15 protein-coding genes and 1 other RNA gene are annotated in these 14,287 nt (G+C 37.6%); 6 read left to right on the top strand and 10 right to left on the bottom strand.

The window, feature by feature from the left end; translation table 11 throughout:
* Positions 1-4: 4 nt before the first annotated feature.
* The 6 genes from CXF71_RS00560 to smpB all read right to left on the bottom strand — a co-directional run bounded on the left by CXF71_RS00560 (position 5) and on the right by smpB (position 3,943).
* Positions 5-433 carry a hypothetical protein gene (locus tag CXF71_RS00560; RefSeq protein ID WP_101231050.1) on the bottom strand — a complete coding sequence of 143 codons (429 nt, stop codon included), beginning with the start codon at positions 431-433 and terminating at the stop codon, positions 5-7.
* Positions 434-637: a helix-turn-helix transcriptional regulator gene (locus CXF71_RS00555; RefSeq protein WP_101231049.1), complete on the bottom strand. Its 204-nt coding sequence runs from the start codon at positions 635-637 to the stop codon at positions 434-436.
* A 138-nt stretch (positions 638-775) separates the two neighbouring features.
* Positions 776-1,465 (bottom strand): hypothetical protein, encoded by a 690-nt coding sequence (locus CXF71_RS00550; RefSeq protein ID WP_101231048.1) that lies wholly within the window; start codon positions 1,463-1,465, stop codon positions 776-778.
* Positions 1,466-2,773, bottom strand: a complete 1,308-nt coding sequence (locus CXF71_RS00545; protein ID WP_101231047.1) for a tyrosine-type recombinase/integrase — start codon at positions 2,771-2,773, stop codon at positions 1,466-1,468. It lies immediately after the preceding gene.
* A gap of 206 nt (positions 2,774-2,979) precedes the next feature.
* Positions 2,980-3,329: a transfer-messenger RNA gene (gene ssrA, locus CXF71_RS00540) on the bottom strand.
* Positions 3,330-3,454: 125 nt separating this feature from the next.
* The gene (gene smpB / locus CXF71_RS00535) at positions 3,455-3,943 is read right to left on the bottom strand and encodes an SsrA-binding protein SmpB (RefSeq protein ID WP_011044578.1); all 489 of its coding nucleotides are present in this window, start codon (positions 3,941-3,943) and stop codon (positions 3,455-3,457) included.
* Positions 3,944-4,117: 174 nt separating this feature from the next.
* Here smpB and CXF71_RS00530 point away from each other — a divergent pair, with 174 nt between their 5' ends.
* Together CXF71_RS00530 and CXF71_RS00525 are read left to right on the top strand one after the other, a co-directional pair.
* Complete coding sequence (locus tag CXF71_RS00530) at positions 4,118-4,558, top strand: type II toxin-antitoxin system RatA family toxin (protein ID WP_101231046.1); 441 nt, start codon at positions 4,118-4,120, stop codon at positions 4,556-4,558.
* Positions 4,559-4,560: 2 nt separating this feature from the next.
* Complete coding sequence (locus tag CXF71_RS00525) at positions 4,561-4,956, top strand: RnfH family protein (protein WP_101231098.1); 396 nt, start codon at positions 4,561-4,563, stop codon at positions 4,954-4,956.
* Between the two features lie 86 nt (positions 4,957-5,042).
* Here CXF71_RS00525 and CXF71_RS00520 read toward each other — a convergent pair whose 3' ends face one another.
* The 3 genes from CXF71_RS00520 to nadK form a co-directional block, all read right to left on the bottom strand.
* A complete protein-coding gene (locus CXF71_RS00520; protein WP_101231045.1) occupies positions 5,043-5,477 on the bottom strand; it encodes an outer membrane protein assembly factor BamE in 435 nt (144 codons plus the stop codon).
* Between the two features lie 196 nt (positions 5,478-5,673).
* Complete coding sequence (recN, locus tag CXF71_RS00515; protein ID WP_101231044.1) at positions 5,674-7,353, bottom strand: DNA repair protein RecN; 1,680 nt, start codon at positions 7,351-7,353, stop codon at positions 5,674-5,676.
* Between the two features lie 148 nt (positions 7,354-7,501).
* A complete protein-coding gene (nadK, locus tag CXF71_RS00510) occupies positions 7,502-8,383 on the bottom strand; it encodes an NAD(+) kinase (RefSeq protein ID WP_101231043.1) in 882 nt (293 codons plus the stop codon).
* Between the two features lie 157 nt (positions 8,384-8,540).
* Here nadK and grpE point away from each other — a divergent pair, with 157 nt between their 5' ends.
* The 4 genes from grpE (at position 8,541) to dnaJ (ending at position 13,594) form a co-directional block, all read left to right on the top strand.
* On the top strand, positions 8,541-9,170 hold the full coding sequence (gene grpE / locus CXF71_RS00505) for a nucleotide exchange factor GrpE (RefSeq protein ID WP_101231042.1): 630 nt from the start codon (positions 8,541-8,543) through the stop codon (positions 9,168-9,170).
* Positions 9,171-9,513: 343 nt separating this feature from the next.
* Positions 9,514-10,005, top strand: a complete 492-nt coding sequence (locus CXF71_RS00500; protein WP_101231041.1) for a peroxiredoxin family protein — start codon at positions 9,514-9,516, stop codon at positions 10,003-10,005.
* Positions 10,006-10,227: 222 nt separating this feature from the next.
* The gene (dnaK, locus tag CXF71_RS00495) at positions 10,228-12,147 is read left to right on the top strand and encodes a molecular chaperone DnaK (protein ID WP_101231040.1); all 1,920 of its coding nucleotides are present in this window, start codon (positions 10,228-10,230) and stop codon (positions 12,145-12,147) included.
* Positions 12,148-12,460: 313 nt separating this feature from the next.
* On the top strand, positions 12,461-13,594 hold the full coding sequence (dnaJ, locus tag CXF71_RS00490) for a molecular chaperone DnaJ (protein WP_101231039.1): 1,134 nt from the start codon (positions 12,461-12,463) through the stop codon (positions 13,592-13,594).
* 157 nt (positions 13,595-13,751) lie between these two features.
* Here dnaJ and CXF71_RS00485 read toward each other — a convergent pair whose 3' ends face one another.
* A complete protein-coding gene (locus CXF71_RS00485; RefSeq protein WP_101231038.1) occupies positions 13,752-14,219 on the bottom strand; it encodes an Lrp/AsnC family transcriptional regulator in 468 nt (155 codons plus the stop codon).
* Positions 14,220-14,287 lie beyond the last annotated feature (68 nt).

Below are 14,287 nucleotides of genomic sequence, written 5' to 3'. Positions count from 1 at the left end.
CCGCCTATTTATTAGTATTATTGAAGTTAGCCATCTTTGTCCCGCTAAGCCTATGATGCAACCAGTGTTCAACTTCAGTTAAATTGATTACATGTTCATTACCTAGCCGCTTTCTGATAGCTGTAAGAACTTCTCGGTGTGTTTGTTTCTTCCAACCGTTACCAGCATAAACAAACAGTACGTCATCATGGATTAGATCTAACTGTCCTAAATAGCGAATAGCTTGATTATTACTAAAGTCCTCTGCATAAGCTGTTTTTATGAATATAGGGCACGGTGTCACACCTATTAGCTTTATATGACAATACCCGCGGTATTTAGGCAATTGAATGTAGTGAATATCATCATGAATATTTGAAGTAACTCCCTGTTTTTCAAGAGTGGTAATTAACAGCTTTAACATCATTAAATGATTAGTGGTTTGTTTGTTCATTTACTTACCCTCCCATTCACCAGCAATTAATTGCTGAATTTCAGAGTTACGCCAGAACCAACGGCCACCAATTTTTTGTGGATTTGGTGCTATACCTCTAGCAGCCCAACGAAGTAATGTAATCCGATGTACATTAGTTGCTTGTTCGGCTTCTTGTGCTTGAATCAAAAAATCTTGTTGTTCGATTACGTTTGAGTTGTTCATGAATTTTCCTAATAGTTGTTATTTGCACAATCAGGTTAACTATGAATATTAAGGGGCGGATAGAGGGGGGCGGTTCATAATTTACCGCCCCCTTATTATTTAAAGGCTCAGTAAGCCTAGGGGCGGTAAAGTAATGATTTAAGTATTAGGTTTAACCATTTTTAATATAGAATTTTCGAGTTTTTGACTCAATCCTACTGTTTTGTCGTTTTGTGGGGGGTATTCAAGGTGAGTTTTTCCGTATTTATCTGGATTAACTTTTGGTGCCCCTTTCAGGTTAAGTCTGGTCGCCTCTTCGGCATATACCCTTTTAATGTCATTATTTTGTTGTTCAGATGTCCAATCGACTTTTAAGTGAATATTAATAGCTAATTGCAACAAAAGGGGGAGGTCAGAGATGTTATAGGAATCGTTACTTTTTGAGGGGATTTCTTTTTCACTTGTTATATGCTCTTTTACCCAAACAGGTAAATCCAACTCACAAAAGCTACTCCAACGTTCATTACACCAAACAAGTAGATCTCCTACACAATAACGATTTATTTTTTCGACGTTAATATCCTTGATGGTGATAGTATCCAGTTGATCAGGAAAGTCACTTACACCACGGTTTGCAAATGATTGAACTTCGCTTTTTATTTGCTCAAAAATATCCATATACTCTTTTAATTGCTGTTCGGTGAGCATATTTTTGATATACGAGCTTAAATGACCGATATGATCCGAGTTAGATAAATCCTCATAAAGAGCATGGCCACTTATAAGTAGGATAAAATCAGGTATTGATACCACTTGCTTCACATATTTTTTTTTATCAAGTTTTAGCATTTAGTTACCATTGTTTTTTTTATTATGGGTAAGGTCTATAACGTTGGAGTTGCAAAGCTGATTCCCCCACCATTGCATTAACGTTTTTCTAAGCTCTAACAACTCACCTCGGTTATAAGCCTGTGTAACAGCAGTACCTACGACATGATCAAGACAGCGTTCAATTACATCATCCCTAAATAAAGCTTTGCCATTATCGTCTATAGCTTCATGTGCAAGAGTTGAAAAACTAGAACGCCAACCATGTGCACAATGGTTATCCAGCTTTAGCCTGACTTTATAAACTTTAGTTAAAGCTTCAACGGTTATATGGCCAGACTTCGAAGTACTAGGAAATAAGTAATCACTTTGTTGCCAGCGTAAAGATTCACGCCACTGAATTAATAAATTGGTCGTTTCGTCTGATAGGGGGATATTGAAGTAATCGCCATATTTAGCTGCGTCTGATAGCTTTATACGGCCTTGAATACGGGGTATACGCCATATTTGGTTAGTAAGATCGAATTCATCCCATTTTGCCTTAATTACTGTTTGTGAGCGTAAAACGGTTTGTGCTTGTAACAATGAGGCGGTACGGATAGTCGGTGTAATGTTTATAGTGTTAATACCGGCAATTATATTTTGTAATACAGGGAGTGAAGTTACCGCAGGTAATTTTTTTGCTACGTACTTAGTTACCGCACCAATAGATTTTCTTGGTGTTGGGTTAACTTCTATTTTATTCGAGGTAACTGCATCCTCAAGAATCATATTTATTAATATACGTACTTTTTTATAGGTAGCTGGCTTATCAGATAATTTATCTAAAATATTACCTATATGCTGGCGGGTGATTCTATCGAGAGGAAGTTCACCAATAACAGGTGATATATGAATTCTAAATTTTGCAGACATATCCGTATAATGTTTGTCGCTCCATTGTGTAGCGATAGAAATTCTTTTTACCCACAATGAAAAATAACTATTTAATGTTAAAGATTGTTTTTCGGTGCTTTGACTTTTAGTTATATGTTTTTCTTTCGTAGGGTCTATACCTTGTTTGACGAGAGCTTTAGCCTGTTCGGCATCATCAATCGCTTTGTTGAGTGCTTTAGCCAAGGTTATATCTGTTCTAGCGGTAAGTTTATCTAAGGTTAAAATACGCTCTTTATTTTTACCCGCTTCTTTTATTCTGTAACGTAACTGAAATACAGCACTAGATTTGGTGATATTTAACCTGATTCCATTGCCGACAGTAATTTTAATGGGCGTGCCAAGGTTTTTAGCTTCCAGCTTCGCGTCCTTTATTTTTTCTAAAGTAATAGCCATATTGAGCCCCTATAAAATTTTACCCACATAACAAAGCGGTAAAATACTTTTTACCCGCAGGTTTACCCACAGTCGAGTTGGTCTATTATTGTACAGGGTTGTTTAGGTTTGTATAGGGGGGGGAACTGAATGCCCCTGATAATGTGGGGTTGCACTGAATTTTAGGCATAAAAAAAGACGCTAGGACGCGTCTTGATCTTTGTAATTGGTGGAGCGGGGGGGAATCGAACCCCCGTCCAAAAAGCCTACATCCTCGGTACTACATGCTTAGTCGCTTATTTATTTAACCAATTGGACGCCAAGCGACAGGCTTCGTCATGGTGAGCTTGATACTATTTCGCGGTTCAGCCTCAAGCGTGCTTCCCTCGCTAACCTATTTGGGGTGACCATCGATCCTCTAACCAATAGGTGAGATTTCAAGGCGATGGCTAGCCTAAGCGGCTAGTGCGAACGTATCGTCGTTAGCAATTATAGTTTTGCGGCTTTTTACCAGGCAAACCGCCCCTGGGCATGCACCTTGGGTTTCATGAATCTTGTCGAATCCTAGATCCGCCCCAAAGTTTACTTTATTACTTTTTCTATTCTCTTTTCAAGTATAGGTTCGATCTACCTATAAATCGCATTATACAACGCTTAGCTCGAATAGACAACGTGGTATTTTTTGACCACTTATCCAAACAATTATCGATCTAAGTTTTTATTTTTCATCAAACGGCCTTTATCAACAGCCCACTCTCTGTCTTTGATATCGGAACGTTTGTCGTGATCTTTCTTACCTTTACCCAGATAGAATTCGAGTTTTACCCAACAGGCTTTCCAGTACATAGCTGTTGCAATCAAAGAGTAACCGTCACGTTCAACAGCGGCAATAATTTTATCTAACTCTCTACGGTTAAGTAATAACTTTCTATCACGGTTTGGATCACATACAACGTGACTAGAGGCTGCATTAAGAGGTGATATCTCAGCTCCCAATAAATATGCTTCACGGTCTTTAATATGTACGTAACAGTCAGAAATATTTACTTTGCCACTTCTAATACTCTTAATTTCCCAACCTTGTAAGCTCATTCCGCCTTCAAACTTGTCTGTTAAGCTATAGTTGTGTCTCGCTTTTTTGTTTAAAGCGATAGTATTACTGTTAGAGCTTTTTGATTTTTTCTTAGCCATCTTTATCATCCATTCCTTTGCCGCAATGAGCAGCAAACGTGGTGATTATACTGAGAATAAATTGCTTTTACATGAAAAATTCAATTTTTGGATAAAAATTAACAGACTGATGCGCTTTTTGTGTTGTTTTGTTATGATGTCGGCCATTGAATGGGGGCTACATGCGGAGTTAAAATGCCAACCATAAGTCGTAGTGCTTTAGTTATGTATAGTGTTGATCAGATGTATCAATTAATAAATGATATTCCAGCGTACCCTAAATTTTTGCCGGATTGTAATGACAGTAAGGTGATTAGCCAAGATGAACAATCGGTTACGGCAGCGTTACTGGTATCTAAAGGCGGGTTAAGTAAGTGGTTCACTACTAAGAACACGCTAATATCGAATGAAAAAATTCATTTGTCGCTGGTTGATGGTCCTTTTAAAAAATTAGAAGGCTATTGGTTACTCACGGCATTATCAGATGATGCCTGTAAGGTTAGTTTAGAGCTGGAGTATGAATTTTCAAATAAACTCGTTTCTTTAGCTTTTGGTAAAGTGTTTGGTCACTTTAGTAATAGCTTAGTGCAAGTGTTTACCCAGCGAGCAAAAGAAATTTACGGAGTTAATGTTTAATGATGACTTTAGATAATATTGAGTTGAATAGCTCTGTGAGTTCAGTGAATGAGAGTAAAGTAACCATAGAAGTAGTTTATGGCGTGCCACACAAGCAAAAAATATTAACTTTGTTGGTTGCTATGGGCACTTCAGTAGAGCAAGCCATTCTGGATTCAGGGATAATCGATTTATTCCCTGAAATTGATCTAAGTATTAATAAAGTCGGTGTGTGGAACCGTGCAGTTAAACTATCTGAAGAAGTAAATGATCTCGATAGAATTGAGGTGTATCGTCCACTAATTGCGGATCCTAAAGATGTTAGAAAGCGTCGAGCAGAAAAAGCAAAGTTAGAAGGTCGTGCTGATAAAACAACAGGCGGGCGAGTAAATCCTTTGAGAGTTGATGCGAAAAAATAGTCGCTACAAAGTGTAGACAAAAAGCAGATACAAAAAAACGGCATAATTGCCGTTTTTTTATTTGCATCTCAGTGTCTATTTACTAACTATTTACCACTAGTCACTTTATGTTTCACTGAAGTGTTTTGATCTAGATTGGCCTTATTGGTATTGTCTAGCTCTTCAGTTACAGCAGTTGTATTGAACGGGGTATTAAATTTATCTGATAGCTTAAAATTACCTGCAGCTGAAATTAACTTATCATCAGAAAAGTTAATGATAAATTGTTTTTTAATATCAAAATCTTTACTTCTACCAGACTTTAGTTTGTAGACATAGCTCCAAGTATCATCATTAAAAGCGTCTACAACTACAGGACTACCCAAAATAAATTTAACTTGTTCTTTGGTCATACCGACTTGTAATTTGTCAATACTCTTCTGTTCAAGATAATTTCCTTGGGGAACATCGTAGCGGAAAACCCAACTAGAACAGGCAGATAAGGTTAGGGCAGTAATAATAATGGCAACACGAAAATACATAAAATTTATTTACCTTTAAGTAGCTCAAAAAAACAGGCTAAAAGTGTGAGCAGGGATAATACCCAAGCCCAGCATGGATTCAAAGCTATTTATTTTTTCAGTCAACAAATTCTATTTACATCACTCGAATTAAAGTATGTAGCTAACCTGTTGTTAGGCACTAAATTTTACTTAAATTTACTATAAATAGATTAATTTAGCTGGCTAATAGCTCTTGCGCATTGGCTAAACTGTGCTGTGATATTTTATCACCAGCTAACAAACGGGCAATTTCTTTGACACGATTCGATTCACTTAGTTCCGTTACTTTCGTTTCGGTGAGTTCGCCATCAGTGATTTTACTAACAAACAGCTGTTGATGTCCCTTACAAGCCACTTGTGGCAAATGGGTAACACAAATTACTTGGGTATTTTTAGACAGCTGTTGCAGTTTTTTACCCACCATTGCCGCTGTCGGCCCACTAATACCTACATCGACCTCATCAAATATCAGCGTTGGTGTAACGACTTTATCAGCTAATATAACCTGCATAGCTAAGCTGATGCGAGATAATTCACCACCGGAAGCAACCTTATGCATTGCCTCGAGGGCTTGACCTGGGTTAATACTCACTTGAAACATGATAGTGTCTGTACCGTGGGTATTAATAATGTCATTGTCTTGTTTTTTACTATTGTCAAAGGCAATAAAGAATTGACCATGAGGCATATTTAACTCTTGCATGCTTTTACTGATTAGTTTACTTAGGATTTTTCCTGATTTTTGTCTTGAATTTGATAATGCTGCAGCGCTTTCATTATAGTGAAGTTTAGTCTGCTCTAATTCTTCAATAATGGTATTAATTCGTGTTTCATCACCAGATATTGATGCGAGTTTCTGTTTTAATTCGCTATGAAAATCAACTAAGTTTTCAGGTGAAAGCTGGTGTTTCTTTGCTAGTTGTAACGCGGTGGAATACCGCTCTTCGATAATAGCGTAATTTTGTGGGTCTAACTCTAATTGCTGGTAATAGTGTTGTAGGTCGTTATTTGCTTCATCTAATTGAATTAGTGAATTTGATAAAATAGCCGCAACATCGTTTAATTGGTTATCAACGCGCGCAATTGAATTGATGTTTTCGCTACACTCTCTTAATGAATCTAAAATATTAAAATTTTCATTTTCCGATAATATTTGTAATGAGCTGAGCGTAGAATCAAGTAAATCTTGGGCATTACTATGTCGTTTATAATCTTGTTCTAAGGTATCAAATTCATCAGGTTGTAACGAAAACTCATCGAGCTCAGTGACTTGGTATTGAATGAGTTGTTGCTCTGCTTCTCGCTGTTGTTTGCTTTTCTGCAATATTTCTAACTCTTTGTTGAGCTTATTCCATTGTTGCGCATAATGTTTAACTGCACTTAGTAGTGGCAGGTGATTAGCATAGTTATCGAGTAAGCGACATTGTTGGTTGGCCTTAACAATAAGCTGGTGATCATGTTGTCCATGTATATTAATTAATAGCTGACCAATTTCTTTTAATTGTACTAACGGAACTTGGCTGCCATTGATATAGGACTTAGAGCGCCCTTCAGCAGAGATAACACGGCGTAGTATACATTCACTGTCATGTTCAGAGACAAGTTCATGTTGCTTTAACCAAGCGCGTGCCATTTTATTTTTTTTTGTTTCAAAAGTAGCGGCTAGATCGGCCTTTTTGCAATTTGGTCTAACAACATTGGTTGTTGCTCTATCACCTAAACATAAGCCTAGCGCATCAATAGCAATTGATTTTCCTGCGCCAGTTTCACCGGTAATTGTCGTCATGCCAGGTTGCCAATCAATATCTAATGAACGGACGATGGCAAAATTTTGAATGTTTAGTTGCAGCAGCATAGTTAACCCTTAAGAAATGAGCATGAATAAAAAACCAGTAACTGTTAATTTATACAGTAACCGGGTTTTATTCAAGCTTATTTGAAACTATTTGCTTATTTTTTGTCAGAAAAGTTATCCATTGTTATCCCAAAGCGCTATGAAGGCGTTAATAAAGTTTATTACCCCAACTCAGTTTATTTCGTAATACGTTAAAGTAATCATGATTTAACGGGTGGACCAAACGTATGCTGCATTCACTTTTTTTGATAATAACTTCATCACCAGGCATTACCGATAAAATAACGTGACCATCACAGCTCACTTGCAGGTTTTCTTGATTATCATTAGCTAATATCAGTTTAATTTCACTATTGCCATCAACAACAATCGGTCGACTCGTTAAAGTGTGCGGAAACATCGGGACTAGTGTTAGTGCATTTAAATTAGGCGTTAAAATAGGTCCACCAGCAGACATTGAATAAGCAGTTGAGCCGGTAGGTGTTGAAACAATTAAACCATCAGAGCGCTGGCTAAACATAAAACTACCATCAATATAGACTTCAAATTCGATCATGCTAGCAACTTTACCCGCATGAAGTACCGCTTCATTAACCGCACTATTAGAACTTTTAAGTTTGCCGTGACGATACACTTCAGCTTCAATAATAAAGCGCTGTTCACTGCGAGACTCACCTGCCAATATTTGCTTTAAAGGCTCGATAACCTCAGCCGGAGAAAGATCTGTTAGAAAACCTAAGTTGCCTCGGTTGACACCAATGACGCCAATATCAAAACAAGCAAGTACCCGAGCAGCGCCGAGCATGTAACCATCACCGCCCACAACAATGGCGAGATCGGCTTGCTCGCCAATATTCGTTAGGGAGCCGGTTTTCATATTTTTTACATTGAGTGATTGGGCTACCGAGAGTTCAACAATTACTTGATACTCATTCGCTAATAAATAGTCATGCAACGTTTGTATTGTGTCAGAGGCGCCATCATGATTAGGTTTGCCGATAAGACCAATAGTTTTATAGTGTTGAGCCATACGATAATTTACTTAGTTTGCTAGGGTTAGGGGCAGTTTCGCTGGATTTTGTTCACTTGTAAAGTTCACATTTTTACAAAATGTTTTAAAATGAAGCTTGAATCATTTTAGAGAGTCCCCATAATGTCATCAATAGTTATAAAATTAGGGTTTTTCCATGACAACAGAATCAACAAATAACAAAGAAGAGTTAACTGCTGAGCAATTAGCAGATGACATAGTAAAACAGGCTGAAGAGCAAGTAGAGGAACAACATGAGCATGCTCATGAAGTGATTAGTCCAGAGCAAGAAAAAATTAATGAGTTAGAGTTAGCTTTAGTTGCTGCACAATCTACTGTTGTTGATCAAAAAGACTCTGTTATCCGTGCTAAAGCAGAAGTAGATAATATTCGTCGCCGCGCAGCTCAAGATGTAGAGAAAGCACGTAAATTTGCGTTAGAAAAATTTGCGGGTGAAATGCTAACAAGCTTAGATAACTTGGAGCGAGCGCTTCAAAATATCGATAAAGACGATGAAAGTAATCAAAGTATTATTGAAGGGGTCGAATTAACCTTACAAGGTTTAATTGCTTCATTAGAAAAGTTTGGTGTCAAATCAATCGACCCACAAGATCAACCTTTTAACCCTGAACTTCATCAAGCAATGTCTATGCAAGAAGTTCCTGATGTAGCGCCAAATACAGTTATTGCCGTAATGCAAAAAGGTTATGAATTAAATGGTCGTTTGATTAGACCTGCTATGGTGATGGTATCTAAAGCTGCACCTAGTGTTGATGCTACGGCGTAATACTCAGCTTACATAATTAGCTGCCTATACATATTTAGGAACAGCTTCAAATAGTCAAAATCGTTATTACCGTTGTATTTTGAGTTGTAATCCAAGACAAAATTCAATGGTTCTTCGATATAATGCTTCGAAGATGACGTTATTGATTAACGCCTGAGTACACTGCATAGTCAATTAAAATTGTTATCGTTTGAAAAAAAGCAAAGAGATTATCTCTTTGCTTTTTTTTTGCTTTTTATTTGTAACTTTATTTTTTATTAGCTGTAATTTATTATAAATGAAATGTATTTGAGGAAACTAGGTCTTTTACAATATCACTCTTTTTTTAAAAGCCATATCACCTATGAATTATACCTTAAGAACAATACTCTTTGTTTTTGTAACTTTCTTTACCGCGGTAAGTTTTAGCACTCATGCGAAGGAAACGGCAAAGCCGTGGCAATTAAAAACTCAAAGCGGTGGCGTTATTAGTTTAGCTCAGTATAAAAACAAGCCTGTTATTCTACATTTTTGGGCGACTTGGTGTCCGTATTGTAAAAAATTACAACCGAGCTTAGTTGCACTGCAGAAAAAATATCAAGGCCAAGGGGTAGAACTCATCTCAATTAGTTTTAATGAAGATGAAGGTACATTGCCTCAAGACGAAATCAACCGAAGAGGTTACTCATTTATCACGGCGGTAATGGGAGAAGAGGTTGCTAAGCTTTATGATGTTCGAGGCACGCCAACAACATTTTTTATTAATAGAAAAAATGAGATTGTTTGGAAAACATCTAGTTCAGACAACACAGATCCTCGTTTTGAATTAGCACTAGAAGAAATGATTAAAAAATAAATTATAATGTATTATTCTTAGGTCAAAATTTTACAAAAGGTAATGTTCCCTAATAACATTACCTTTTCCCCGTGTTTTTTGCTTATTCTTTACAAAAAGGTAATTTTTTTTAAATTTATCTATTGAAAAGCATTTTGCTGACCCCACTTATTATTCAACAAACAATTTAATCAAAATTACTTTATCTACTTAGATAAAGACTTATGAATAGGAGCTCCCAAGATGGGCAAAATTATTGGTATTGACCTAGGAACAACTAACTCATGTGTTGCTGTACTAGATGGCGGTAAAGCACGTGTTATTGAAAATGCAGAAGGCGATCGTACAACTCCTTCAATTATTGCATATACAGAAGAAGGCGAAACATTAGTAGGTCAACCTGCTAAACGTCAATCTGTAACAAACCCTAAAAACACGTTATACGCAATCAAGCGTTTAATTGGTCGTCGCTTTGAAGATGAAGAAGTTCAACGCGATCTTAAAATAATGCCATTTGGTATTGTTAAAGCTGAGAACGGTGATGCTTGGGTAACGGCGCGTGATAAAAATATTGCTCCACCACAAGTTTCAGCTGAAGTACTTAAGAAAATGAAGAAGACTGCTGAAGACTTCTTAGGTGAACCAGTAACTGAAGCTGTTATTACTGTTCCTGCTTACTTTAACGATTCACAACGTCAAGCAACGAAAGATGCTGGTCGTATTGCTGGTCTTGAAGTTAAACGTATAATCAACGAACCGACTGCTGCAGCACTTGCTTACGGCATGGACAAGCAAGAAGGCGATAAAGTTGTTGCGGTATACGATTTAGGTGGTGGTACATTCGATATTTCAATCATTGAAATTGATGAAATGGATGGCGAGCATACATTTGAAGTACTAGCGACCAACGGTGATACTCACTTAGGTGGTGAAGATTTTGATAACCGTCTAATCAACTATCTTGTAGCTGAATTCAAAAAAGATCAAGGCATGGACTTAACGTCTGATCCTTTAGCAATGCAGCGTTTAAAAGAAGCAGCAGAAAAAGCTAAATGTGAGCTTTCTTCAGCACAACAAACAGATGTTAACTTACCTTACATCACTGCTGATGGTTCTGGTCCTAAGCACATGAACATTAAAGTGACTCGTGCCAAATTAGAGTCATTAGTTGAAGATATGGTTAAAGCAACATTAGAGCCACTTAAACAAGCGCTTAAAGATGCAGACTTAACAGTAAGTCAAATTGATGATGTTATCTTAGTTGGCGGTCAATCGCGTATGCCAATGGTTCAAAAAGCCGTTACTGATTTCTTCGGTAAAGAACCACGTAAAGATGTTAACCCTGATGAAGCAGTAGCTGCAGGTGCGGCGATTCAAGCGGGTGTTCTTTCTGGTGATGTAACTGACGTTCTTTTATTAGACGTTACGCCATTATCATTAGGTATTGAGACGATGGGCGGTGTGATGACTAAGGTTATCGACAAAAACACTACTATCCCGACTAAGCAATCTCAAACGTTCTCTACAGCTGACGATAACCAATCAGCGGTAACTGTTCATGTTTGTCAAGGTGAGCGTAAGCAAGCTTCTGCAAACAAATCTTTAGGTCAATTTAACCTTGAAGGCATTGATGCTGCGCCACGTGGAACACCACAAATCGAAGTGACTTTCGATATCGATGCTGATGGTATCTTGCACGTGACGGCTAAAGATAAAAACACAGGTAAAGAACAAAAAATCACTATCAAAGCCTCATCTGGTTTATCTGATGAAGAAGTAGAAAAAATGGTACGTGATGCAGAAGCTAACGCAGATGAAGATGCTAAGTTTGAAGAGCTGGTCACTGCGCGTAACCAAGCTGATGGCATGCTTCATGCTACTCGCAAGCAAGTTGAAGAAGCTGGCGAAGAGTTACCTAGTGAAGATAAAGAGAAAATTGAAGCAGCATTAACTGAACTTGAAGACGCGGTTAAAGGTGTTGATAAAGAAGCAATTGATACGAAGACTCAAGCGCTTATGGAAGCATCTGCTAAGTTAATGGAAATTGCTCAAGCTAAACAACAAGCACAAAGTGCTCCTGAAGGCGCTGCTCAAGAAGCTGATGCAGCTTCTGCAGACGATGTTGTTGACGCTGAGTTTGAAGAAGTTAAAGACGACAAATAAATGTTTTTGAATCGTTAAGCTGTCGTTATATCGCTTAATTTCAGTGGCGAAGGTACTCACGTATAGTCATACGCTCCGTGCCTTCTTCTTGAACTAAAGCGATTTAACTTAATCTTAGCACTCAAAAGAGTTAAACTATGTCATCCTTAGCAGATACATAATATAAAGCGTCGATATTTATCGACGCTTTTTGTGTGTAAAGCATTTGAAAATAATTTTAATTTGGTGCTAATTTTCTTGATTTTTTACTATGTATATTAGCAAAATATGAAGAAAATTAGTCTCAATCAACTTGAAGTAAAGAAACCGATTTATGTCAAAACGTGATTATTATGAAACCTTAGGTGTTAGCCAAGATGCCTCTGAGAAAGAAGTAAAAAAAGCCTATAAAAAGTTAGCAATGAAGTATCACCCAGATCGTACTCAAGGTGATAAATCTAAAGAAGAAACGTTTAAAGAAGTTAAAGAGGCTTACGAGATCCTTAATGACGACCAAAAGCGTGCTGCTTACGACCAGTATGGTCATGCTGCTTTTGAACAAGGTGGTCACGGCGGTGGTGGCGGTCGAGCTGGCGGCTTTGGCCAAGACTTTGGCGACATTTTTGGTGACATTTTTGGTGGCGGCGGTGGTGGTCGAGGACGTCAGCGTCAGCAACGAGGCAGCGATTTACGTTATAACGTAGAGTTATCACTTGAAGATGCGGTTAAGGGTAAAAGCTTAGAAATTAAAGTTCCTACCTATGTAAGCTGTGATCCTTGTGACGGCTCAGGTGCTAAACCAGGCACTTCGGCTAAAACCTGTAGCACTTGTCATGGCCATGGCCAAGTTCAAATGCGTCAAGGTTTATTTGCAGTACAACAAACTTGTCCTACCTGTAGTGGTAAAGGCAAAGTTATTAGCGATAAGTGTACTTCATGTCGTGGTCAAGGACGTGTTGAGAAAACTAAAACGTTATCAGTTAAAATTCCTGCGGGCGTTGATACTGGCGATAGAATTCGTTTATCAGGTGAAGGTGAAGCCGGTGAACATGGCGCACCAGCAGGCGATTTGTATGTACAAGTAAACGTACGTGATCACGAAATTTTTGTTCGTGATGAAAACCACTTATATTGTGAAGTGCCTATCAGCTTTGTTACTGCAGCCTTAGGTGGAGATATTGAAGTACCAACGCTAAGTGGTAAAGTTAAGCTGAAGGTGCCTAAAGAAACTCAAACAGGTAAAATGTTCCGTTTACGTGGTAAAGGTGTTAAGTCAGTACGTAGTTCTACTACGGGTGATTTAATGTGTAAAGTCGTTATCGAAACGCCAGTAAATTTATCAGGCGATCAAGCTGATCTATTACGTCAATTAGAAGAGAAAATGGCGAGTAGTAGTAAAAAGCATAGCCCAAAAGAAACAGGTTTCTTTGATGGTGTTAAGAAGTTTTTTGATGACCTTAAAAGCTAATAGCTTTACCAAGAAAAATTAGCTAATACTTTAGGTATTAGCTGTCATAAAAAATCCCGCGTTATGTTAATTTTTTTATTAACAAATCATGCGGGATTTTTTATGTCTTATTATCGAAACTTTAACGCTTTAGCATTAAAGTAATCAGTGTGAATTATTACTCGTCGAAATTGGGTAAAATACCACTACGACTGTGTTCGAAAATAAGTGATGTTTCTACCGTGGTTACTTCGTCGCGAGAGGTGATGTTTTTGAAAACAAATTGACGTAGATGCTCACTGTCTCTTACTGACATATGAATATAATAATCATAGCTACCACCCATGTGGTATAAATTTAATATTTCAGGGAACATCAGTAAATCATCGCGTAGATTGTTTACAATTTCCTCTGAATAGGGCTGTAAACGGATCGCGGCAATTGCTTCTATATTACCACCGATAGTTTTTAAGTTTACATCGATAAAGGCCCCTTTAATAACACCGCTTTGCTTTAATCGTTTTACACGCTCTAAACAGGTAGAAGGGGCAATACCTATTTTGGCTGCCAGTTCTTTATTCGTAATATCTGCATCATCATAAAGTATGGTTAATACTTGTAAATCGATGCTATCGAGCTTCTTCATTGGTCACCTGTAAACTAATTACCGCTTAATTAAGCTAAATACTACACTTAATGTAGGTAGTGAGACTA

This window comes from Colwellia sp. 12G3 (genome assembly GCF_002836775.1).
Lineage (GTDB): Bacteria > Pseudomonadota > Gammaproteobacteria > Enterobacterales > Alteromonadaceae > Colwellia.
The sequence above is the reverse complement of the archived record's forward strand: the minus strand, read 5'-3'. Positions and strand labels throughout refer to the sequence as shown.